The organism is Candidatus Zixiibacteriota bacterium, assembly GCA_040752595.1.
GTDB lineage: Bacteria > Zixibacteria > MSB-5A5 > WJJR01 > WJJR01 > JACQFV01.
Genome location: JBFMGX010000004.1, coordinates 1 through 23,267, shown reverse-complemented (window position 1 = coordinate 23,267; position 23,267 = coordinate 1). Strand labels below are relative to the sequence as shown.

Sequence of the window (23,267 nt, the reverse complement as noted above, 5' to 3'; positions counted from 1 at the left end):
GTCGTTGGAACCGCTGAAGGAGACAGGAAGAAACCTTCCCCCCGTTGACGGGGGGAGTCAGAGGGGGGGTGGCGGAGGCGCCCAATCCCCCCACCCCTGCCCTCCCCGCCAGCGGAGAGGGGGCCTTGGTGATGACTTCGTCTCTCGTTGTTCGTTTCACGACCTACTGTTGGAAGTCCCAGACGAAGAAACGGCAACGAGAGTGGCCGACGCACGGCTGTCCATCCGACTGATCATTCGCACGCCCTCCCACCCTTCGGGTGGGGCACGGAACGGAATCAGACCTCCACCGGTCCGGCGCTCGCGGCGAGGAAACGGTCGAATTCGCTGAGATACGAGAGCGTGGAGAAGTCGCGCATGCGGTCGAGAAAGACAACGCCATTGAGATGATCGACCTCATGCTGATAGACGACGGCGGGAAAGCCCTCGACCTCGCGGTCAATCCTGCTTCCGTGGCGATTCAACCCGCGTAAACGGATCTTGCGCGGTCGCGGCACCCGGCCGCGGAAGTCGGGGATCGACAGGCAACCCTCGAAGAACGCGACTTCCTCATCGGTCAGGAACGTCAATTCCGGGTTGATCACGACGCTGCGCTCGGCCAACATCGTCCCCTCGTGCTCCGGGTCGGGAATGTCTTCGGTGACCAGCAGGCGGACGGAGCGGTGCACCTGCGGCGCCGCCAGTCCAACACCGCCGTACTCGGCCATTGTCTCGAACATATCGTCGATCAACCGCTGGATGTCGGCCGAGCCGATCTGTTCGGGGGCCAAGGATTCCGCCGAGCGCCTGAGAACCGGGTGCCCGAGCTTCGCCACTTTGAGAATCGCCATCGCTCCACTCCCGCCTCGCAATTGCCGCTGACCGAGGACAATGGAACTTAACACGTCCCAACCACCCGAACCAGCCGTAATATACGACAAAATCGCTCAACAAAGCACACTGCTTTCATCCGCTTTGACGGGTCGCGACGGCTCGCCGGCGCCGGCGACCGGCCGATCTGCTTACTGTGTCATGGGATCGACGGCGGGGTCTTTTTTGACATCGTTCGCGGCCCTTGGGGTCGTAGATTGCACCGTTCGCCCGCAGGTGCTTCGTCGGGGTACCAGCTTGGGCGCGGCAGACAGTTGATGGGGTCGAATCGCGACCTCCGAAAGGACAATGGTCATGCCAGGCGAATACAAGACCATCGACGGCAACGAGGCAGCCGCATACAGCGCGTATCATCTCAGCGAGATCATCGCCATCTATCCGATCACGCCATCCTCCCCCATGGGGGAGTTGTCAGATGCCTGGTCGGCCGCGAAAGATCCGAACGCTTGGGGGAGCATCCCGAGCGTCGTGGAGATGCAGAGCGAGGCGGGAGCCGCCGGCGCGGTCCACGGGGCACTGCAAGCGGGGGCGCTGACGACGACGTTCACATCGTCGCAGGGGCTGCTGCTGATGATTCCGAACATGTTCAAGATCGCCGGCGAGTTGACGCCGACGGTGTTCCACGTTGCCGCCCGCGCCGTCGCGGCGCACGCGTTGTCGATTTTCGGCGATCATTCCGATGTGATGGCGGTGCGGACGACCGGTTTTGCGCTGATGCCCTCGGGGTCGATCCAGGAGGCGCACGACTTTCCCCTGATCGCCCAGGCCGCGACGTTGGCGTCGCGCGTACCATTCCTGCACTTCTTCGACGGCTTCCGCACGTCGCATGAAGTACAGAAGATCCGCATGCTCGATGTCGAGACGATGCGCGCGATGATCGACGACGAGTTGATCCTGGCCCACCGCCGCAACGCGCTCTCCCCCGATCATCCGGTGCTGCGCGGTTCCGCTCAGAACCCGGATGTCTACTTCCAGGCGCGGGAGACGGTGAACCGTTTCTACAGCGCCTGCCCGGAGATCACGCAGACGGCGATGGACCGATTTGCCGAGCTCACCGGACGGCGCTATCGGCTCTTTGATTATCAGGGTGCGCCCGACGCCGAACGCGTGGTCGTGATCATGGGTTCGGGAGCGGAAACGGCATGGGAGACGGTCGATGATCTGGTCGCCCGGGGAGAAAAGGTCGGCGTTGTCATTCCGCGGCTGTACCGACCATTTGCCGGCGACGCGTTCGTGCGGGCGCTGCCTGAGAGTGTACGTGCCATCGCCGTGCTCGATCGCACCAAGGAGCCGGGCGGCGTGGGCGAGCCGCTCTACCTCGACGTGGTCACGGCGCTGCGCGAGGATCAGGACAGTGCCGAGCCGATTCGTCGGACCGTTCCAAGAGTGATCGGCGGACGCTATGGACTCTCATCGAAGGAATTCACGCCCGCGATGGTCCAATCGGTGCTGGAGGAATGCGGGCGGGAACGCCCCAAGAATCACTTCACGGTGGGCATCAACGACGATGTGACGCACACGTCGCTGGACTACGACGGTAGTTATCAACCGAAGAGCCGGGGACGTTTCTCCGGCATCTTCTATGGTCTGGGAGCCGATGGGACGGTCGGCGCCAACAAGAACAGCATCAAGATCATCGGCGAGGGCACAGACAACTACGCCCAGGGGTACTTCGTCTATGACTCGAAGAAGGCCGGCTCGGTAACCGTCTCGCATCTGCGATTCGGACCGGAGCCGATCCGCTCCCCCTACCTGGTCAGCGAGGCGCAGTTTGTCGGTTGCCACCAGTTCGTGTTCCTCGAGAAGTATGACGTGTTGCAATACGCCGCCCCAAACGGGGTGTTCTTACTCAACAGCCCCTATGGCCCCGACGAAGTCTGGGATCACCTGCCGCGTACGATCCAGGAAGGGATCGTGGCCAAGAAGCTGCGCTTCCATGTCATCGATGCCTACTCGGTGGCGCGCGAATCGGGGATGGGGGGACGGATCAACTCCGTGATGCAGACCTGTTTCTTCGCCATCTCGGGGATCTTCCCGCGTGACGAGGCGATTGCCCGCATCAAGGGCGCGATTCAGTCGACCTACGGGGGCAAGGGCGACGAGGTCGTGCAGATGAACTACCGCGCGGTCGACCAGACACTGGCCAATCTGCACGAGGTCAAGGTCCCGGGGGCAGTCACCAGCCGGATTGAGTTGCCGCCGGTGGTTCCGGATCGCGCGCCCGATTTTGTGCGTGACGTGACGGCGATGATGATTGCCGGTCGGGGCGACGAACTTCCGGTCTCGGCGATGCCCTGTGACGGGACCTTTCCGGTCGCCACCGCGCAGTGGGAGAAGCGGAACATCGCGCAGGAGATACCCGTGTGGGATCCGGACGTGTGCATCTACTGCGGCAAGTGCGCCATGGTCTGTCCCCACGCCACGATCCGGATCAAAGTCTATGATCCGAAGCATCTGGCCGGTGCGCCGCCGACTTTCAAGTCCGTCGATGCCAAAGACCGCGAGTGGGCGGGGCTGAAATACACGATCCAGGTCGCCCCGGAAGATTGCACCGGGTGCGGGTTGTGTGTCGATGTCTGCCCGGCGAAGAACAAGACGCAGACGCGCCTCAAAGCGCTGAACATGGCGACGCAACTGCCGTTGCGCGAGCCGGAGCGTGCCAACTGGGAGTTCTTCCTGGCGATTCCCGAGCTCGACCGCGATCGGGTCAACCACGGCACCGTGCGCCAGTCGCAGGTGCTGGAGCCGTTATTCGAGTTCTCGGGGGCGTGCAGCGGTTGCGGCGAGACGCCATATGTCAAGCTCCTCACGCAGTTGTTCGGTGATCGGGCGCTGATCGCCAACGCCACGGGTTGCTCATCGATTTATGGCGGCAATTTGCCGACCACGCCGTTCACGAAAAACACGGAAGGACGCGGCCCGGCATGGTCCAACTCGCTGTTCGAGGACAACGCCGAGTTTGGTCTGGGATTCCGCCTGACGATCGATCAACACGCCGCGGCCGCCGCGCACTTGCTGCGGCAGATGGAAAGCGAGGTCGGCACGGAGTTGGTGGCGGCCATCGTGGGGGCCGACCAATCGAACGAGCCGGGGATCTTTGAACAGCGGCAGCGTGTGGCACGGTTGAAGGAGAAGTTGGCGGTGCTCAAGTCGGATTCCGCCCGGCAGCTTCTGTCTATTGCCGACATGCTGGTGAAGAAGAGCGTCTGGATCGTCGGCGGCGACGGCTGGGCGTACGACATCGGGTATGGCGGCCTCGATCATGTCCTGGCATCGGGACGCAACGTCAACATTCTCGTTCTGGACACGGAGGTCTACTCCAACACCGGCGGGCAAATGTCGAAGTCGACGCCGCGCGCGGCGGTCGCCAAGTTCGCGGCGGCGGGGAAGCCCGGCCGCAAGAAGGACCTGGCGTTGATGGCCACCAGCTATGGCAACGTGTATGTCGCGCGCGTGGCGATGGGCGCGAAGGATGAACATACCCTGCGATCGTTTTTGGAGGCGGAGTCCTACGATGGTCCCTCCCTCATCATTGCATACAGCCACTGCATCGCGCACGGCATCGACATGACGCGGGGGCTGCAAAACCAGAAAGCGGCGGTGTCGTCGGGGCAGTGGATTCTCTTCCGCTATGATCCGCGTCGCGCCGCGGCAGGACAGAATCCGCTGGTGCTGGACTCGGGCGCGCCCAAGATGAAGGTCGCCGACTATCTGCGCATGGAAAACCGGTTCCAGATGCTGACCAAGAGTCATCCCGAGGAGGCCAAGGAGCTGTGGCGGGAGGCGCAGGCCGACATGGAGGAGCGGTGGCGGCTGTACGAGCACCTGGCGGCGCCAGTGAAGCCGGGGGGCGGTGAAGCAGTCGGATCAAAGGACGAACAGAAGCCGGCGGCCGTGAAGGCATAAGAACCGACTGAGAGCGACCGCAGAATGAACGGCGGGATTCCTCGACATCGTGAAAGGGAGGGCGAGGCTCCCGCCGAGCCGCACATGATCTGGGGCGCGAAGACCGGCTCAGCCCTCACGCTTCGCTCAGGGTAAACACAAGCTTCGCCCTCCCGAATGAAACTCCATCATCAGTGTGTGTAAGGGAACAGGGGAGCATCGACCATGGACTTGACGACGACCTACCTGGGAATGACGCTGGCCAATCCGCTGGTGCCGTCGGCGTCGCCGCTCTCGGAGGAGATCGACAACATCAGGCGCATGGAAGATGCGGGGGCGGCGGCGATCGTGCTGTACTCGCTGTTCGAGGAGCAGTTGAGCCGTGAGCGGCTCGAGCTCCATCACCATCTGATCCACGGCACCGAGAGCTTCGCCGAAGCGTTGACCTACTTCCCGGAGCCGTCCGAGTTCACATTGGGACCGGAGGGCTATCTGGAGCACATCCGGCGGGCCAAGGAGGCGACACGGATCCCCATCATCGCCAGCTTGAACGGCTATTCGCTGGGAGGATGGATGTCGGTGGCGCGTCAGATGCAGGAGGCCGGTGCCGACGCAATCGAATTGAACATCTACAACATCCCGGCCGATCCGGAGATCTCCGGGCAACAGGTGGAAGAGACTTGCGTGGATATCGTCCGCGCCGTGAAGAGCCATGTGGATGTCCCGGTGGCGGTCAAGCTGAGTCCGTACTATAGCTCGATGGCACACATGGCGCGGCGCTTGGACGACGCCGGGGCCGATGGCCTGGTGCTGTTCAACCGCTTCTATCAGCCCGATATCAGTCTCGACAATCTCGAAGTCGTGCCCCATGTCCTTCTCAGCCAGCCCCAGGCCATGCGCCTGCCGTTGCGCTGGGTGGCCATGCTGCACGGACGGGTGCGAGCCAGTCTGGCCGCCACCAGCGGCATCCATGATCAATTCGACGTGCTCAAGATGCTTTTGGCCGGCGCCGATGTCACCATGCTCTGTTCCACTCTGCTGCGAAACGGCGTTGGACAGATCGCGACCATCCTGACCGGGCTGCGCCGGTGGATGGACGAGCATCAGTATGAGTCCGTGCAGCAGATGAAGGGGAGCATGAGCCACGAGCACTCCGAGAATCCGGCGGCGTATGAGCGCGCGCAGTACATGCGGGCGCTACACAGCGTCCCAGCGCCGGATTGAGCGGGCGGCGTTGCCCGACCGCTCCGCTACGTACAACGGCATCGTCCTCGTTGTCTTTCATCTTGACTTGACGCCCCATCGCGGCGTATAAGGGGCGTTCGCGCCGCCGGCGCCGGAACCCACGTCCCCATCGTCCAGCCCGGTCCAGGACACCGCCCTTTCACGGCGGCGACACGAGTTCAAATCTCGTTGGGGACGCTTTCTTGCCTTCCGGGCTCTGCCGATACATGGCATGCGATGAAGCATTCGACTGCCATCCGGCATGAGGATGCAGGGGGTGTCTGCGGACTTCAAACGTGACACGTGGATTCCCGTCATACTGTGGGCGGGTTTTCGACCGCCTCGAATTGACAACCGTCCGGAGGAATGCGCGACAATGAAACACCGGGGAACAAGATGACACATCTGCAGTCTCTCACTCCATGGAAGCACGCGCACCGCTTCCACCTGGCCGGCGCTGGCGCAGAGCACCGGACCATAGCCGTCGTCGCGCTGACCGGCACCGTGATGGTGGTGGAGATCATCGCCGGAATCCTCACCCACTCGATGGCGCTTCTGGCCGACGGTTGGCACATGAGCACGCACATGGCGGCGCTCGCCATCGCCGTGGTCGCCTACCGGATCGCCCGGCGGAGGGAGGACGATCGCCGCTACACCTTCGGGACCGGAAAGGTGGGAGTGCTCGGCGGCTACACCAGCGCCGTATTCCTCGCTCTGATCGCGGTCCTGATGGCGGGAGAGTCGATTCACCGATTCGTCAGCCCAAAGGTCATCGAATTCGACTGGGCGATCCGGGTCGCCGTGTTGGGCCTTGTGGTCAACCTCGTCAGCGCCGCCATTCTGGGGCAGAGGCCGCACCGCCATGAGAATGGACACGGCCATGCGCCGCACCACGATCACAATCTAAAGGCGGCATACCTGCACGTATTGGCTGACGCGCTCACATCCATGACCGCCATCGTCGCGTTGGTGACCGGCAAGTACATGGGGTGGGCGTGGATGGATCCGCTCATGGGGATCGTGGGCGCGTCGGTCATCTGTGTCTGGGCCTATGGTCTCCTGCGCGACACCAGCCGCATCCTACTCGACCGCCAACCCGACGGCAGCTTGACCGCCAGGATCCACGAGTTGATCGAGGCCGATTCCGATACTCGCATTGCCGACCTGCATGTCTGGCAGGTCGGCAGCGGCAACCTGGCGGCGATTATCTCACTGGTCACCGACGAGCCGAAGCCGCCCCAACACTACCGGAGGCTGGTCAGCGGCATCGCGGCACTGGCCCATGTGACAATCGAGGTCAATCCGTGCGAATAGTCTCACTTGGGGGGAGACAAGACGGTGGGCAGAGCCCACCCTACAACCAGTTGCATAACCCGATTTCTGTGCGGTCGGGTGCCCACACTCGACCGCAGCGCCGGGTGTGGGCACCCGGCGCCACGACGCTTGAGAGCGAGTCATTGGGGTTATGCAACTGATTCTACTGTTCAGTAGCTTCGTCTCCGTAGGTTGGGCTCTGCCCATCAAGGGTAGGACGCGATGTGACATCGGGTTCTGCACATATGCGGTCGGGTGCCTGCACCCGACCGCTGATGCGAAGCCACTTGCGCCGGGTGTGGGCGCCCGGCGCCACAGAAACAGTGGCTCTTTCAACACACCCATTCCTGTCTGCCCACGATCGTGCGCAGGCAAGAGTGCCTGCGCCACCATCACTGGCGTCGGTCGAGCGCAAGTTGATTGCCCCGTGCGTCGGTCCAAGAACGGCGATTGCCACTTCTCCAACACGCCCCCCTACTGTGCGGACAGGCCGGCGTAAAGCTCTTTGGCCTTGTCGACCAACGGGACCTTCCAGTCGGGGGCACCCCAGAAGACCAGGAATCGCTCCAGCGTCTCACGGGCATCTTGCGGTCGTCCGGAGCGGGCATAGGCCAGGGCGAGATAATACAGACTGCGGATGTACTCGCCGCTGGGCCAGTTGGCCTCTGTGTCTTGGCGCAGCGCGATCAGCTCGTAGATGGCCTGATCGTATCGCTGGGCCTCGATATAGGCCTTGGCCAAAGGCAGGCGGCTTTGGGTCGTGTCGTTGCGAAGCCGTCGGGCCAAGAGGAATCCGTCAATCGCCTGGTCATTCTGACCGGCAGCCAGCGCCGCTCTCGCCGCCACGTCGTGGGCCAAGGCACGCAGGAATGAGGAATCGATCCGCCCACTCCACTGGCGCCCCAACGCGTCGACGATCGCTGTCATGCGCTGGGTTTCCCCGAGCTCGGCATGGACCCCCGCGGCACGGGACAACCCGGTCGGATTCAACGAATCCAACTGGCCCGCCCGCTCGTAGTGGCTGAGCGCCTCGGATAACTGCTCCGTGTCATAGAAGAGGTTGCCGATGTTGATCTCCACAGCAGCGACCTGGTCTTTGAGACCCGCCGCGTCCGAAGTTGCGGCCGCCTGCTGAAAGAACCGGAGGGCTTCGACAAAGCGTCCCTGCGCCTTGTGCACCTGGGCGATGAGCCGCAGGGCGAGTACATCTGTGAAGGGATTGTCATCGCTGGCACGCATCTTTTCGCACCACAAAATGGCGGAGTCCGGGTGTCCCATGCGCATCTGGACCTCGGCGACGTTCTGATATGCGGACCGGTTACGGGTCACCTGCACCGCCCGATACGCTGTCGCAAGGGCCGAATCGTACTGCTGTTGGTGTTCGAAGATCGTCGTCAGAAGCGTGTAGGGAATGAAGTCGTTGGGGCGGACTTTCAGATAGCGCTGGACGATCGGGCGAGCCGCGGCGAAATCCCTCTTGGTAATCAAGCCATTGGCGAGATTCAGCAGAGCAAAGGGATAGTCCGGATCCAGATCAAGGGCGCGACGACTGTAGGCGATCACGGTGTCGGTCTGGTTCAAGTCCCAGGCGAGATTGCCCGCCCAGAAGAACACCTCTTTGTTCGTCGGACATTCCACGGTGCCCCGCTTCAGGTCGCGCAGAGCATCTTCCAGATCCCAGCGCATGAGATCGTCGGCGAACACCTTCAAGAGCAACCGGTCGCAGCCGGTGACTTTGGCCATGTGCCGCCCGGCCGCCGCCATCATGGCCATACCCTTCTGCCGCTGCCCGTCAGAGAAATAGGCGATCCCCTTGCGGAGATAGGCCAAGGCAAAGGTCGAGTCGATCGCCAGTGCGCGATCGAACGACCTATGGGCATCCGCCCAATCGAGCGCATAGAAATGGTCCATGCCCTGCAGGTACTCGCGGTACGCTTCCGGGTTGGCCGATGTCACCTCGGCCACGGGTAGATCACCCGCCTGCGCCTGCATCTCGCTCAGTCCGAGGCGGCGTTTGATGCGCACGGATAGATCATCGACCATCGCGTACAGGTCCTCGCCGTCGACACGCTCGGAGCCGATCACGTCGCCGGACGAGACATCGGAGATCTGGGCAGTGATGATCGTTCGTCCTCCGAGTTTGGACAGGGCGCCGGTGAGCATGCGTGTGGCCCCGGCCTTACGCGCGATCTGGGTGACTTGCTCGCGCCCGATGCCACGGCCGTCGGCCGACTCCTCCTGCTTGGCAAGGTCATAGAGCCGCTGGCTGGACACGACTTTGACGTATTGCGACCCGGACAAATCGGTGGTCAGAAGCTCGGTGATGACATCCCCGACCCGGGCGGTGTCATTGGGGTCGCTGAGGTTCTCGAAGTGCATGACCGCCAGGGTGTTTTCCTGGGCTCGGGCTTCGATCCCTCCCGTTGTGCGCGACAAACGCGGCACCAGCACCAAGACGAGCCCCGCCAGCACGGCCAATGAGCCGAGCGCGGCCCAGACGACGCGCAATCGTCGGCTGGGGCGTGCCAGGGGAATCTGCCCCGACGAAATGCGCGACAACTCCAAGGCCCGGGCGATCGCCCGCAGGTCGCCTTCCAGCGCAGTGCCGTCGGGGTAACGATCGTCGGGTCGCTTGGCCAGCGCTTTCTCGACGACGCCCGCTGCCTCTGACGGAACATCGGGATTGACCTCGCGGATAGAGGCGGGGTTTTCATGGACAATGGAGTAGAGGGCCGCGGCGGCGTGCTCGGCGGCGAAGGGGAGCTTGCCGGTGAGCATCTGGTAGAGCATCACGCCCAGCGAGAAGATGTCGGAGCGCGCATCGACATCCATCCCCTGGGCCTGTTCCGGCGACATATAGCCGACGGTCCCGACCGTGGCGCCGCGATTCGTCAGCCCCGACGGTTCCTTCAACTTGGCGAGGCCGAAGTCGGTGAGACGTGCCCGGTCGTCCGCCCCAATCAGCACGTTGTCCGGCTTGACGTCCCGGTGCACAATACCCCGCGCATGGGCCGCACCGAGCGCCGCAGCGAGTTGAACGCCATAGCGCATGGCCTTCGCCAAGGTCAGGGGCCCGGCGTCCAGTTTGTCGCGCAATGTCACGCCGTCGACATAGGCCATGGCGATGAACGGGTGCCCATCATGTTCATTGATTTCATAGATCGTGAGAATGTTCGGATGGTCCAGTGACGAGGCGGCCGTCGCCTCCAGTTCCAAACGTCGCCGGCGTTCCGGGTCGGTGGCGAACTCGCGGGGAAGGAACTTCAACGCCACTTTGCGCCCCAATTTGGTGTCGGTGGCGAGATACACCTCCCCCATTCCGCCTTCACCCAATTTCGCCGTCACCTGATAGTGCTGAATCGTCTGTCCAATCATGACATTCTCCGATCTCTGCGGCCATCCGGCATCTTCCCATAGGCATCGCCGTCGTGACCCGAGCCAATCACCTCATCCGCCGGGGCGATGTCAATAGGATCATCCGCATCTTGGACTCCTGTTCATGCAGCCGCCGCTCAGGCCGATTTCTTCTCGCCACGGAGCCGGAACCAAGTACATTGTACTTCTTCCGGCCCGGCGATGTTGCGTCTAATGCCGGAGAACTGCGATGTCTACGCATCATCTGACGACCCATGAGAGCGGCGGGCGATTCGCCCTGGACCTCGGACACCTGTCCAAGTCTTTCGGGCGACGGGTGATCTGCCGGGATGTCACGATAGAACTGGCCACCGGCGGGTCGCTGGCGATCGTCGGTCCCAATGGGTCCGGGAAGAGCACGATGGTGAAGATGATCGCCGGATTGACCCGCCCTGACGCGGGCACGGTTCACCACCGGATCGATGGGCAACCGGTCAACTCCCGGGAATGGCATAGACATACCAGCCTGGTCTCACCGGAGCTGGCGCTCTACGAGGAGTTGACGGCCCTTGAGAATCTCGACTTTGCGAATCGTGTCGGGAAATGGCGGCGGCAAAGGAGCGATCTGATCGACACTCTCGATGAATTCGGCCTGGGCGGGCGCGGCGACGATCGAGTCGCAACATACTCCTCGGGGATGAAGCAGCGGCTCAAGCTGGCGGCGGCGCTGTTGAAGCAGCCGTTGCTGTTGTTGCTCGATGAACCAACGACCACGCTCGATGTGGATGGGAGCGAACGGGTGTGGGCGGCGTTGGCCCGCAGGCAGACCGCGCTGGTCATCGCCACCAATGATCCGGACGAGGCCCAACGAGCGCAGGAGCGGCTGGTGATGGGCGCAAGGGCATGAACATGCGAAGAGCACCCTCACCCGATCCGCCTACGGCGGATCGACCTCTCCCCTTCGACTTCGCTCAGGGCATGCCGGAGGGAGAGGTTATCACCCCCCTCTCCCTCTCAGGGAGAGGGTCGGGGTGAGGGCTACTTTATGCGATGGTCATGTCGCTAAGAGTCATGAGTCGGTGCGCATAAGACCATTCCGATGACGGAGATCTGGGCCATATTCGGCAAGGATGTCCGTACGGAGTACCGCACCCGGTACGCCGTCAACGCGCTCTTCCTGTTTGCCCTGGTTACGCTGACGGCGTTGTCGTTTGCGACCGGCGGCGCCGGTATTTCACCGCTCCTGGCCGCGGTGTTCTTCTGGGTGATCCTGTTCTTTTCGGCGCTGTCGTCGCTGGCACAGACATTCGTGAAAGAGACCGAGACGAAGACCGAGCTGTTCTTGAAACTCACCGCCCCTGATGACGCGGTCTTCTTCGGCAAGTGGGGATTCAACCTCCTGCTCATCGTGCTTTTGGAGATCGTGCTGACGCCGCTGTTCGTCGTGATGCTGAACGTCACTATGACGCATTGGGGAATCTGGATCACTACCCTTTTGCTTGGAGGGATCGGCCTCGTGTCGACGACGACGCTCCTGGGCGCACTTATCGCAGCGGCCAATGTGCGAGGCGCCTTGTTCTCGGTGCTCGCCTTTCCGGTCCTTCTCCCCTTGTTGGTGACCGCGATTCGCGTGTGCGAAGTCTGCTTGGGCGGGCGGAGCGAAACGGCCACCGGCGACGCTTTCCTCGTGCTCGGAGCCTATGCGGTCATATCGACGACCGCGGGGTGGCTGCTGTTCCCGTTTGTGTGGCGGGATTGAAGTTGGTGGCCAAGACGATGTATGTTCCAGGTTAGATGGACCCTGATTGGGCGGGGAGGGCAAGCGTGATATTCGTCAAAGTCGGAGCCGTCATTCTGATCACTGCCGTCATTGTTGCGGCGTTTCTGACGCCGCCGCCGTTGACGGCGATGGCGTCGGGCGGGGATGCCTCGCGGCTGTTCTATTTCCATGTGCCGATGGCGCAGGTGTCGTTCCTGTCGTTCATGGTCGCGGCGGCCTTTGCCATCGCCTATCTGCGCACGCGCGCGGCCGCGCACGATCGGGTCGCGGCGACGTCGGCGGAACTGGGAATGATCTTCTCGGTGGTGGCGATGATCACCGGGTCGCTGTGGGCCAAGCAGGCGTGGGGGGCCTACTGGAACTGGGACCCCAGGCAGTTGTTCCTGTTCGCGCTGGTGTTGTTCTATGGCGCCTTCTTCGCGCTACGGCAGGCAACAGTGAATGTCGAGGCCCGGAGGCGGCTGTCGGCGGTCTATCTGATCTTTGGGGGTGCGATCTCCCCTTTGTTGTTCTTCGTCCTGCCGCGGCTCTATCGGTCGCTGCACGAGGACGCCAACCAGGTGGTCACGGCGGCGGCCACCAAGCCGACGATGTCGGCTCAGGTGGCGGTCGTGTTCGTCACGTCGACAATCGGTTTCCTCCTGCTCTATCTCTGGCTGCTCCAACTGGGGACGGCGGCGGCGCGTATACATGAGGAAATCGGTATGAGAGAGGCCAAGTCATGACTGGGAACACCACGGCACTGATCGGCGTTCTGATCACCTGGGCGGGGATCGTCCTGTACTTGATCCGATTGGATCGTCGTCTCCCCCGCCGGAAGGACAGCGCATGAACAAACGCTACGTCATCGGGATCGGGATCATCGTCATTTGCGGGATCGTCGGCTTCACGGCTTTCCGGGGATCGCTGACGCCATATGTCGGCTTCGCCGAGGCGCGGCAGTTGGATCGCGCCTGCCAGGTGATGGGGACCATCGACCGCAGCCAAGTCCGATACGACCATACCGCCGGGATGCTGCGTTTTGCCATCGTGGACGAGGCGGGGCAATCGCTGCCGGTGGCTTATCGCGGCGTAACGCCGGGGAACTTCGATCAGGCCAATTCGGTGGTGTGTAAAGGCCAATACGTGAACGGTGTCTTTGAGGCGGAGCAGTTGTTGGTCAAGTGCCCCTCCAAGTATCAGGGGTTGGAAACGGCCGGGGAGACCAATCCACACGCGGGAGCGGTGCAAGACACCGTGTAGGTCATCATTGCGATGGGATTCTGATGACGCCCTTCGGGGCGTCTTTTTTTCTGCCTGATGCGTCGACTTGCACACCCGAATCGTCCAACTCGGTTAGTCTCGTGGGTCACACAGACCGGGCCGCAAACTGCCGATAACCAGACCAGAGAGGTGAGGCCGCTGCCGACGCCTGCGTCCGGATAACGGTCGGGATCATGCTATGCCAACGGATCGATCATCCCCCACGATGCCGTCCGTATCGCACACTGCTGAGAACGGCGCCGCGTCGGCGCTCGATATCGGATTGATTGCCGATCTGCGGCGTCAGATCTTCGACCTGCACACCGTTTTCGACATCGCGCGGCGCTTCCATGCCGTACCGGACACCGACGCGTTGCTGGAGGGGATACTGCTGGCATCGGTCGGTCAGTTGGGCGTTGGTCGTGCCGCGGTGGTCGTCGCCGGGCCGGGAGAAGACGGCACCCTGTCACGCTGCCGCGCCGTGGGGTGGGACGATGTCCCGGTCGGCGACTGGCACGTGCGTGTCGACTCACCCCTCGCGCAGGAGCTGTTGCGGCGTCAGGGACCGGCCATGTATCGGACACTGGACAATAGCGCTGCCGGAGGCAGTTCTGATGTCGAACGCCTCCATCGCAACGGGTGCGAGGTTGTGGCACCGATTCTCGCGCGCGGAGAGCTTGCGGGCGTGCTTTTTCTGTCCGGCAAGCTCAATCGCACCGCGTTCACCGTCGACGATGAGAAGTTCCTGGGGCTGCTCTTGGAGCAATTCGCCGTCGCCCTGGACAACGCCCGGCTCTATGAAAGCGAGCGCGAAATGGGCGCCGAACTTCTCAGCACGCAGGAGCGATTGGCTCGAACCGAGAAGCTGCTGGCGTTGGGTCGCCTGTCGGCCGCCATTGCCCACGAGGTTCGCAATCCTCTGGGAATCATTCGCAATCACCTCGAATTGATCCGACCGGCGATTGCCGTGGGTTCGGTGGATGCCGAACGGCTGGACGTGATCGCGGCCGAAGTCTATCGGATTGAGCGTGTCGTCGCCGGGCTTCTGGGGGCCTTTCATCCGGTTCGCGACGTCGCGCCTCGGGTCGATCTCAGTGAGATCATCGCGGACGTGGGGCGGTCCATCGCGCCGCAGATGCAGGAGCACGGCATTGTCATCACCTCAGACATGCCACCGTCGTTGCCGCCGGCCGCGGGCGAGAGTGAATCGCTCCGTCAGGTGGTTCTGAATCTCTTCCTGAATGCCAGGGATGCGATGTCCGCGGGAGGCACGTTGTCCATCATGGCCCGATGTGAGGGCGATTGGGTCATCGTGGAATTCACCGACGAAGGGCCGGGAATCGATCCGGTGATCCAGCAGACGTTATTTGCCCCCTTCACCACGACCAAGAAACCGGGGGAAGGAACCGGCCTGGGCCTGTCGATCTGTCAGAGCGTCGTCGATGGCTTCGGAGGGAGTATCGAAGCGGCGAACATCCCGGCCCCGGGACACGGAGCGATCTTCACGCTCCGGCTGCCTCGTGCGGCAGTCGGGCAATGCCGACCCGATGCCCTCTCGCCGGCGGAGTCACGATCATGAACAAGCCGCACACAGCACACCTTGAGGCGCTCACGGGGCCATCCCCGTCCCTCCCTTCGAGCAGCGAACGGATCACCGGTCGCATCCTCATCGTGGACGATGAGCCACGCATGACGTCGTCCGTCTGCGAGCTCCTGGCGCGGGAAGGGCACCAAGCGGTCGGGGCACAATCGGCCCGCGAGGCGATCGCCCTGTTAGACATTGAACCGTTCGACGTCGTTCTGGCGGACGTGCGCATGCCGGGCGGCGGCGGTCTGGACGTGCTGCGTGCGGCACGAGCGGCAGACCCGGAGAGACCTGTCATTCTGTTTACGGCCTACGCCTCGGTCGAATCGGCGGTGGCGGCGATCAACGAGGGAGCGTACGACTATCTCATCAAACCGATCGATCCGCATGAACTGCACCTGACCGTGTCACGCGCGGTCAAGCAACGGCGTCTGCAACTGGCCGGCCGGCGGATGTTGGAGGAACTGAAAGAGTCTCACCGCGCCCTGTCACATCGCGTCGCGGAACTCAACGCCCTCCATGAGGTATCCGCTGCCCTGTCGACGACCGCCGAGTTGCCGCGCCTGCTCGAGGCGATTCTGCGTCTGGCCACCGGCGTGATCGGCGCCACACATGGCTCCATCATGCTGGCGGACCATAAACGTGGGGTCCTTACGGTCGCGGCGGCCAGCGGTCGCGCTGCCTCCGAGTATTTGAACATCTCGGTCCCGATGGGGGAATCGATCGCCGGGACCGTGGCCGTTTCCGGCGAGCCGGTGCTGATCGAGAACGTGGAGACCGACCCGCGGTTTGCCCGCTGCAACCGACCGCAGTTTGAGACCCGATCACTGGTCAGCGCTCCGCTCAAGACACCCAACGCCATCGTCGGCGTGATCTGTTTGGCCGACAAGCGGGGCACCGAGGCGTTTTCACAGGAAGATCTCCGCCTGCTGACCACGTTGGCCGCACAGGCGGCCATGGCGATCGAGGACGCCACGCACTATCAACGTGTGCGGCGGCAGTTGGGCGAAGTCATGGCTCTGCACGAGTTGTCGGAGCGATTGACCGGAGTCGAACGCACCGATCAGATGGTGATGGCAGTCTTCGCCTGTCTGGAGCAGTTGATTCCCAATCAACGTCTGCAATGGTGGCAATGGGAGAGCGGCCAAGGGAATCTGCGACTGGGGGCCGACACGGCCCATGCGACCTTTGCCGACCCGGATGGGGCACCCGCATGCGCGCCCGATTCCGGCATCTGGAATGATCGCGACCAGTTGGCGCAGTCGCTGCGTCATGCGCTTTCGGGGACGACATTCGACGCCGGGACCGGCGCACTCCTCGCCGCCCCCGTTCGGTCCGCCGAACGACCATTGGGCGTCTTTGTGATTCTCCGAAGCGAACAGCACGCGTTCGAGGAGGCCGAAAAACAGTTGGTGCGATTGGTGGCGTCGCAGGCCGAGCGCATCTTCGACCGACAGCGGTCGCTCTGGAATGCCTCGCGGTTGGTGACCATGGGGAAGATGATCTCGGAAATCTCCCACGACTTGCGCAAACCCCTGACCAACATCCGCGGTTCGTTGCAGGTCCTGCGCGGGCGACTGCCGGCCGACAACGACACACAGACCATCCTCACAGCCACCGAGGAAGAAGTCGTCCGCCTCGCCACGCTGGTGACCGAACTCGTGGACTTCTCCAATCCCAAGCGATATCACACCGAGCGCCGTGACGTACGACCCCTCCTCCTGCGCGCCCTGGCACTGATCGATCAAACGGCACGGAAGCGCGGCATCGAGATAATAACGAATATCCCCCCCGCGTTGCGGCCAATCTTCTGCGACGAGAACCAGTTGACCGAAGCCCTGCTGAACGTCTTGATGAACGCGATCGAAGCGATGACCGACGGCGGCCGTTTGACGTTCACTGTGACCGCCGAGCCGGAATTTCCGGACGGCGACGAACAGATCACGGTGGCGATCACCGATACCGGCACCGGCATGACCCCGGCCGAGGTGGCCCGCTGTTTCGAACGGTACTACACGACCAAGTCATCGGGGACCGGCCTGGGGCTGGCGATCGTTGAGCGCATCATCCGCGCCCACGACGGGCGGATTGTCGCGGAGAGCACCCCCGGCGTGGGGACGACATTCCGGCTGCGCCTGCCGGTGCGCTGAGGGTCTATCAACGAAACGAGAGTACGGAAGAGCTCCCTCACCCGATCCGTCCCCCGGACGGATCGACCTCTCCCGAGGGGAGAGGTTGTGTTCGCCCTCTCCCTCCGGGAGAGGGTCAGGGTGAGGGAATCCGTGACTGATGCCACGGTCCTCTTGCAGGAATTGGGTCAACCCCTGCACAGCGCAGCCGATAACCATAATGATGCAACCGTGCCGCCGGACGGCACCATGGTGCTGGTGATATGAACACGAAGCCGCAGAATACTCCCGACGACGCGATCAAGCTCCTCGTGATCGATGATGATCCGAAGGTCCCATGGATACTCTCGGAGCGCCTCTCCGGGCAATTCGAGGTGATTTCCGCCTCGGACGGCTTCGAGGGGATCCAGCGCGCTTCGCAGGAGAAACCGCCGCTCATCCTGTTGGACGTCAAGATGCCGGGGATGTCGGGGCTGGAGGTCCTGGAGCGCCTGCGCACAGCGCAGTTGCAGACCGACGTGATCATGCTCTCCGGACATGGCGAGACAGAAACGGTCGTGCGCTCGATGGAGCTCGGCGCGGCGGAGTTCATCAGCAAGCCGTTCGATCCGCAGGAAGTCGAGTTGCACTTGCGCAAAGTGCTCGAAGCACGCGCCCTGCGCAGCGAGAATGCGCAATTGAAGGAGCGCCTGCGGACACGCTTCGAGACATTGATCGGCGACTCCCCGGCGATGCAGAAGGTCAAGAGCATCCTCGAGGAGATCGCCGACAGTGAGCTGACCGTGCTCATTCGCGGCGAGAGCGGCACCGGCAAGGAAGTCGTGGCGCGCCTATTGCACGCCGAATCGGGGCGCGCCAATGGCCCCTTCACCAAGGTCAACTGCGCCGCGATCCCCCGCGATCTGTTGGAAGCCGAGCTGTTCGGGTATGAACGGGGCGCATTCACCGGCGCCAACCGCACCAAGCAGGGGCGTTTTGAAGCGGCCACCAAGGGGACGATCTTCCTCGATGAAATCGGCGAAATGCCGCTGGAATTGCAGTCCAAGCTGTTGCAGGTGCTGGAACAACAGGAGTTCGTGCGTGTCGGCGGGCTGAATACGATCAAGGTCGACGTGCGGATCCTCTGCGCCACCAACCGCGACCTGGAAAGTGCCATCGCCCAGCAGCAAATCCGCGAGGACCTCTACTATCGGCTCAATGAGATGACGCTGCTATTGCCCCCCTTGCGGGAGCACATGGAGGATGTGCCGCTGTTGGTGAAGCACTTCCTCGACAAGTACACGGCCACGTACAACCGTCCCTTTGCCGGGCTGTCCTCAGAGGGCATGCAGAAGCTGATGGCCTATGCGTGGCCGGGGAATGTGCGGCAGTTGGAGAACCTGATCAAGCAGGTCGTCGTCCGCAACGACGAGTCGGTGATCGACGAACTCGTGGGCCGAGCGGTGCCGACCAGATTCACGCCGGTATCGGCTCCCTCTATGCAGCCGACGTATGCTCCGGGTCCTGACACCAGTGGCTACTCGCTCAAGGTGCGGGTCGGGGCGGCGGTGGAGCGCGAGGAACGGGCGTTGATCGCGGAAGTGCTGCGCAAGACCAACTGGAACCGTCGCAAGGCCGCCGACGTTTTGGAAATCAGCTACCGTTCGCTGTTGTACAAGATCAAGGATTACGGTCTGTCGCGCTCGGAGTTGTAGCAGGGTGCTGAAAAGTACCTCAGAACGCCGGAAGAGCGGGTTTGTCATGCTGAGCGAAGCGAAGCATCTGCTTTCCCTACCCTATGAGAAGACAGCAGATTCTTCACCCCGCCGAAGAGCGGCGGGGTTCAGAATGACAATGTTGGATGGAGTTTTCAGCATCCTGATAGCTCTCCCCCGATGAAAACGCCGAGCCGGGCCCAGTCCCTGGACCCGGCGCGTGAGTTCCGACGGCCGTTGGGTGACGTGCGGATAGGCTATGGCAAGGGGTCGCACTCGTAACAATCCAATGCCTCGATGCAGAGGTGATGCGAGTCAGGCAGGTTGCATGTGGTGCAAGCAGGATACCGTGTGCACCGTGCTTGGACGAAGCCGCCCAACGGTCCCCCGGGCGGTGGAGGATCATAGGACGCACACCAGACCTGGCACGAGTTGCAGGGGCACCGTCCGGTGTCCGACGCCAGCGCAATCTCCAGCGTCATTGACGCGGAGAAACAACAGACGAAAAGAAGAAGCAGTATCATCGACACTGCAAGGCGTTCCTTACGCATGGTCCCTCCTTCCTCCCGCAATCACTGGCGACAGCCGCCGGAACTCGACCTACTCAGCCATTAACTCTGCAAAATCCGCCGCTGATCGTCTGCCAGCTCCCATGTCGACCACGCAACCCGTTGAATCCAAGACGAAGTATGTGGGTGTCGTGGTCACGTGAAACTCACGGCGCAGCCGTTCTTCTTGATCGCAATACACCGGCAGCGAAATGCCGTGCCGCATCATCGCAGCAGACAGGCTGTCGGCGAAGCGCGCCTGATCGGCGAGTATCAACACCGAGAGCGGACGCTCTCGCTGCGCTGAGGCGGCGAACTGGATCCCGTACAGCGCCTCGAGACAGTCTCCGCAGGCTGGGGACACCATCAATATAACCCCTCCCGACGGAAGCGAATCACGTATGGCGAACGACCGCCTGCCATCGATCGACCACACGTAAAGGTCGGGGAATGGGCGTCGCAACCATATGCCCCGGATATCCCGAAGCAACTGACGCTGCTGGCTGGCTCGAAAGAACTCGTTCTCCGCGGCCCGGATGGACGCGGCCCGCTGCCTTCCGATTATGCCACCCGCTACCCATCCCGCGACCATGACGGTCAGCGCAAGCGGGGCCCAAACCGCGACCCTCTTGGTCGTGAGCACTTGGCCAAACACGTGCCGCCTCTCCATGGCAGCATCATAATGACTAGACACAATCTGTGTGCTGCCCCTTCGGTTGTCAAGCGATTTCCCGGCATCGCGCGTATTTTTGTGTATCAGGCCGTACCGGGGGCAAGCCAATGTCTCCCAACAAGCCACCGTTCCGCCTTCGAATCGACAAGCAATCTCCCCGCGGGAATCCACCGCTCAGGGCAGGCAGAGGCGGACTTGGCCACCTTCGGAGGCTGATGCTCGCATTATCGCAACCGACAGGGGTTGCCTCGTTGAGGTTAGCCAGTCTGATCCTCCTTCTCAGTTGGACTGGGCAGGGACTGACTGAATCCAAGCGGTCTCAAGTTATGCGTGATCAAATTTCGGCGCGACAAACAGCCGCAGCAAGGGACCTCGCTTGGGCACAAGAGGACGTGAGGATTCATCACGCTGGAGATGTCTGGGGTTCCGTTAGCAACACGTCCCAAGTGGGCGTCCATATGGAGCCCGGCTACGGCTTCGCGCGGACGGACCGGCAGCTTCTGGGAATCGATCGCGTCCCCGGCTTTGAATTCCCTCCCGGATCGGGGAACGACTACCTGTATGGGTGTCGATTGTTGTTCGGTGCCGTGCGCGGCGTTGATACACTTGTGAGCGAAACGGGTTGGCCGACTTGGCCCGACGAGTACCAGTACGAGCTCATCCCCGTGGACACGATCCGTGAGAGCTCGTCCCTGCTCGGATCCCCACATTTCTCCAGCGTCGCCGTCGCCGAACAGGAGTACTACACCTCCTTTAGCGACACCGGTACCTTCGGCTCTGCTGGAGGAATCGATTACATCGAGCGACGGACTCACCGACCGATCGGTGTGGAAGTACACCAGGCAACGATGGCAGCTGGGAGCGGCCTGTTAGCACCAGGCATCATTGTCGACAACTGGATCGTAAACGTGTCCGGAGAACCAATCGCCAGCAGCTGCATCGGCTTGTGGGTTGCGCCCTCGGTCAGCCAGACAGTACCATTGGGCGGCAAGGATACTGACGATCTCTGCGGCCTTCTCACTGAGATTCCCGGGATTGTAGCCGGGACCGTGGACTCGCTCATCATGGCTTGGGCTGCGGACAACGATGGCGACCCATCTGTCACCTTTGCTCCCTACAACGACAATAATCCAACTGGGGCAATCGGCATCCGCATCCTGCGGGCTCCCAAGGGGGGACGCATGGGCTTCAACTGGTGGGGCTACTACGCTTCTGGGAATGCCCAGTGGGGGCCTTCGTACCAGCGCCATTTTGGGGCTTACGCCGGAGCCCCGGGAACGCCGCTCGGAGACCGCAGCCGTTACGCTATCATGACCAACGGCGAGGTTGATTACGACCAAGTCAGGAGTGCCGAGGACTTCTCCGGAGGTGGATGGAATCCCCCGCCTTCTACGCCGGATGGCGGGCGAGCGCTGGCTGGAGGCGCAAGTGCGTACTTCATCCTTTCGTACGGCCCTCTTCCGGATATCGCGCCTGGCGACTCAGTACCGCTCACGTATGCCTTGGTCGCTGGACCGCACCTCCACACCGAGTCCGGAAACTACCATAACAGATTCGAACCTATCGACCCTGACCCTTACCTGGCTCGGCTCGACTTCTCGCAACTGTTCACCAATGCGCGCTCCATCGATTGGTTCTTCGACACTCCCGGTGTCGACACCGACGGCGATGGTTACCGGGGGAAATATCATCTCACAAACTGCAATACCACCGGCACGGTCTGCGACACCGTCTGGTACAAAGGCGATGGCATCCCCGACTGGGCCGGACCGCAGGCGCCGCCCTCGCCGCCGTTCGAATTCTCAACCGCGCCGCACAAGATCACCCTCCGCTGGAATGGGGCAATCCCCGAGACCAGCCGGGACCAGCTCTCGCGCAAGCGCGACTGGGAGGGATACCGGGTCTACTCGTCGCGCTTCGACGTCGATGACAAATACGAACTGATCGCCAGTTGGGATAAACCGGACGACTTCACCCGATGGGCCTACCAGTCCAAGACCAACGACTGGAAACAGATGTCCTATCCCTTGACCATCGATCAATGGCGCGCGGCCATGGACGATCCGGGATTCGATCCTCTGGACCATTCACATCCGTCCTTCGAATCCGCCTACCGAGACACGATCATCGATACCGTGGTCGACGTGCATGGGGAGATCATCGAGATCACGCCGCGCTTGCGCTATTCCTACTGGATACCCGAGGCCGCCAACCGGGGTAACCGCTACTGGGGCGCGGACCGTTGGGAGGACAATCTGATCCAGAAAGTCGGCGAGCGCGACACGATCATCGATGCCGACACGCTCAGTTATGGCATCTACGAGATGACGCTGGACAATCTGAACGCCGCCATCCCTTTGTACTTCGCCATCACCGCTTATGACTATGGCGACTATGTCCGCAATGTGACCACGTTGGAAGGGTCCCCCCACGCCAACAGCCAATACTGCCATCTGCTGTACTCCTCCGACGTCGTCATTGACTCGGCCTTGCAGGTGTCGGTCTATCCGAACCCGTACAAGATCCAGTTCAAGGACGCCTTCGGCGACTGGACGAGTTACTATCGGGAGGGATATGAGGCACCCGGCAAGCCGGTGATGGACGAGCGCGACCGGCGCATCTGGTTCATCAATTTGCCCGACACGGCGGAGATCAACATCTACACGCTCGATGGCGACTTGGTCCGCAAGATTCTGCATCCCGATCCGTTCCTGACGACGTACCCATCGATCGTCGGCTGGGACCTGATCTCGCGCAACACGCAGGCGGTGGTGTCCGGTATCTACATCTGGCGCGTCGATTCGCGTCTGGGCCGACAGATAGGCAAGATCGTGATCATCAAGTAGCAACTGTGTTCTTTTTTCACGCGGTTCAGGCGTGATTGGGCTGCCAATGTACTCCGTCTCGGACCATCGCATTCAGGATGACCAGCAGTTTGCGAATGCAGGCGACCTGGGTGACTTTGAAGG

Annotated in this window: 15 protein-coding genes and 1 tRNA gene; 13 read left to right on the top strand and 3 right to left on the bottom strand. The window is 62.2% G+C overall.

Translation table 11 applies throughout. The features are described from left to right. Nucleotides 1–278: 278 nt before the first annotated feature. Entirely contained in the window at nucleotides 279–830 is a 552-nt protein-coding gene (gene def / locus AB1792_00570) for a peptide deformylase (GenBank protein ID MEW5700713.1), read from the bottom strand. Nucleotides 831–1,158: 328 nt separating this feature from the next. On the opposite strand from def, the gene nifJ reads away from it, so the two are divergent. The 4 genes from nifJ to dmeF all read left to right on the top strand — a co-directional run bounded on the left by nifJ (nucleotide 1,159) and on the right by dmeF (nucleotide 7,293). Continuing rightward, nucleotides 1,159–4,776, top strand: a complete 3,618-nt coding sequence (gene nifJ, locus AB1792_00565; GenBank protein ID MEW5700712.1) for a pyruvate:ferredoxin (flavodoxin) oxidoreductase — start codon at nucleotides 1,159–1,161, stop codon at nucleotides 4,774–4,776. Between the two features lie 204 nt (nucleotides 4,777–4,980). Further along, entirely contained in the window at nucleotides 4,981–5,979 is a 999-nt protein-coding gene (locus AB1792_00560) for a dihydroorotate dehydrogenase-like protein (GenBank protein ID MEW5700711.1), read from the top strand. A gap of 123 nt (nucleotides 5,980–6,102) precedes the next feature. Further along, nucleotides 6,103–6,177 (top strand) — tRNA-Glu (locus AB1792_00555). Nucleotides 6,178–6,375: 198 nt separating this feature from the next. Next, nucleotides 6,376–7,293 carry a CDF family Co(II)/Ni(II) efflux transporter DmeF gene (gene dmeF / locus AB1792_00550; protein MEW5700710.1) on the top strand — a complete coding sequence of 306 codons (918 nt, stop codon included), beginning with the start codon at nucleotides 6,376–6,378 and terminating at the stop codon, nucleotides 7,291–7,293. 474 nt (nucleotides 7,294–7,767) lie between these two features. Here dmeF and AB1792_00545 read toward each other — a convergent pair whose 3' ends face one another. Next, nucleotides 7,768–10,668 (bottom strand): protein kinase, encoded by a 2,901-nt coding sequence (locus AB1792_00545; GenBank protein MEW5700709.1) that lies wholly within the window; start codon nucleotides 10,666–10,668, stop codon nucleotides 7,768–7,770. Between the two features lie 229 nt (nucleotides 10,669–10,897). Between AB1792_00545 and AB1792_00540 the strand changes: the two genes are divergently transcribed. The 8 genes from AB1792_00540 to AB1792_00505 all read left to right on the top strand — a co-directional run bounded on the left by AB1792_00540 (nucleotide 10,898) and on the right by AB1792_00505 (nucleotide 19,077). Beyond that, complete coding sequence (locus AB1792_00540) at nucleotides 10,898–11,554, top strand: ABC transporter ATP-binding protein (protein ID MEW5700708.1); 657 nt, start codon at nucleotides 10,898–10,900, stop codon at nucleotides 11,552–11,554. Between the two features lie 192 nt (nucleotides 11,555–11,746). Continuing rightward, nucleotides 11,747–12,406, top strand: coding sequence for a heme exporter protein CcmB (locus AB1792_00535; protein MEW5700707.1), 660 nt, complete (start codon nucleotides 11,747–11,749; stop codon nucleotides 12,404–12,406). A 65-nt stretch (nucleotides 12,407–12,471) separates the two neighbouring features. Then, nucleotides 12,472–13,152, top strand: a complete 681-nt coding sequence (gene ccsA, locus AB1792_00530) for a cytochrome c biogenesis protein CcsA (protein ID MEW5700706.1) — start codon at nucleotides 12,472–12,474, stop codon at nucleotides 13,150–13,152. Beyond that, complete coding sequence (locus tag AB1792_00525; protein MEW5700705.1) at nucleotides 13,149–13,259, top strand: CcmD family protein; 111 nt, start codon at nucleotides 13,149–13,151, stop codon at nucleotides 13,257–13,259. The genes ccsA and AB1792_00525 overlap by 4 nt, the downstream gene beginning before the upstream one ends. Further along, a complete protein-coding gene (locus tag AB1792_00520) occupies nucleotides 13,256–13,669 on the top strand; it encodes a cytochrome c maturation protein CcmE (protein MEW5700704.1) in 414 nt (137 codons plus the stop codon). Before AB1792_00525 ends, AB1792_00520 begins: the two co-directional genes overlap by 4 nt. A gap of 199 nt (nucleotides 13,670–13,868) precedes the next feature. Further along, complete coding sequence (locus AB1792_00515) at nucleotides 13,869–15,248, top strand: ATP-binding protein (GenBank protein MEW5700703.1); 1,380 nt, start codon at nucleotides 13,869–13,871, stop codon at nucleotides 15,246–15,248. Further along, nucleotides 15,245–17,404: a GAF domain-containing protein gene (locus AB1792_00510; GenBank protein MEW5700702.1), complete on the top strand. Its 2,160-nt coding sequence runs from the start codon at nucleotides 15,245–15,247 to the stop codon at nucleotides 17,402–17,404. Before AB1792_00515 ends, AB1792_00510 begins: the two co-directional genes overlap by 4 nt. Nucleotides 17,405–17,646: 242 nt before the next feature. After that, entirely contained in the window at nucleotides 17,647–19,077 is a 1,431-nt protein-coding gene (locus tag AB1792_00505) for a sigma-54 dependent transcriptional regulator (protein ID MEW5700701.1), read from the top strand. A 600-nt stretch (nucleotides 19,078–19,677) separates the two neighbouring features. Here AB1792_00505 and AB1792_00500 read toward each other — a convergent pair. Beyond that, a complete protein-coding gene (locus tag AB1792_00500) occupies nucleotides 19,678–19,992 on the bottom strand; it encodes a hypothetical protein (GenBank protein ID MEW5700700.1) in 315 nt (104 codons plus the stop codon). 764 nt (nucleotides 19,993–20,756) lie between these two features. Between AB1792_00500 and AB1792_00495 the strand changes: the two genes are divergently transcribed. Next, nucleotides 20,757–23,144 carry a hypothetical protein gene (locus AB1792_00495; protein MEW5700699.1) on the top strand — a complete coding sequence of 796 codons (2,388 nt, stop codon included), beginning with the start codon at nucleotides 20,757–20,759 and terminating at the stop codon, nucleotides 23,142–23,144. Nucleotides 23,145–23,267 lie beyond the last annotated feature (123 nt).

What these genes read in the sequence shown, in the direction of transcription:
- AB1792_00545 (MEW5700709.1), bottom strand. Translation starts at nt 10,668, where the DNA reads ATGATTGGACAGACGATTCAGCACTATCAGGTGACGGCGAAATTGGGT.
- AB1792_00495 (MEW5700699.1), top strand. Translation starts at nt 20,757, where the DNA reads ATGGAGCCCGGCTACGGCTTCGCGCGGACGGACCGGCAGCTTCTGGGA.
- AB1792_00535 (MEW5700707.1), top strand. Translation starts at nt 11,747, where the DNA reads ATGACGGAGATCTGGGCCATATTCGGCAAGGATGTCCGTACGGAGTAC.
- AB1792_00515 (MEW5700703.1), top strand. Translation starts at nt 13,869, where the DNA reads ATGCCAACGGATCGATCATCCCCCACGATGCCGTCCGTATCGCACACT.
- dmeF (MEW5700710.1), top strand. Translation starts at nt 6,376, where the DNA reads ATGACACATCTGCAGTCTCTCACTCCATGGAAGCACGCGCACCGCTTC.
- AB1792_00520 (MEW5700704.1), top strand. Translation starts at nt 13,256, where the DNA reads ATGAACAAACGCTACGTCATCGGGATCGGGATCATCGTCATTTGCGGG.
- nifJ (MEW5700712.1), top strand. Translation starts at nt 1,159, where the DNA reads ATGGTCATGCCAGGCGAATACAAGACCATCGACGGCAACGAGGCAGCC.
- def (MEW5700713.1), bottom strand. Translation starts at nt 830, where the DNA reads ATGGCGATTCTCAAAGTGGCGAAGCTCGGGCACCCGGTTCTCAGGCGC.
- AB1792_00500 (MEW5700700.1), bottom strand. Translation starts at nt 19,992, where the DNA reads ATGGTGTCCCCAGCCTGCGGAGACTGTCTCGAGGCGCTGTACGGGATC.
- AB1792_00510 (MEW5700702.1), top strand. Translation starts at nt 15,245, where the DNA reads ATGAACAAGCCGCACACAGCACACCTTGAGGCGCTCACGGGGCCATCC.
- AB1792_00505 (MEW5700701.1), top strand. Translation starts at nt 17,647, where the DNA reads ATGAACACGAAGCCGCAGAATACTCCCGACGACGCGATCAAGCTCCTC.
- AB1792_00560 (MEW5700711.1), top strand. Translation starts at nt 4,981, where the DNA reads ATGGACTTGACGACGACCTACCTGGGAATGACGCTGGCCAATCCGCTG.
- AB1792_00540 (MEW5700708.1), top strand. Translation starts at nt 10,898, where the DNA reads ATGTCTACGCATCATCTGACGACCCATGAGAGCGGCGGGCGATTCGCC.
- AB1792_00525 (MEW5700705.1), top strand. Translation starts at nt 13,149, where the DNA reads ATGACTGGGAACACCACGGCACTGATCGGCGTTCTGATCACCTGGGCG.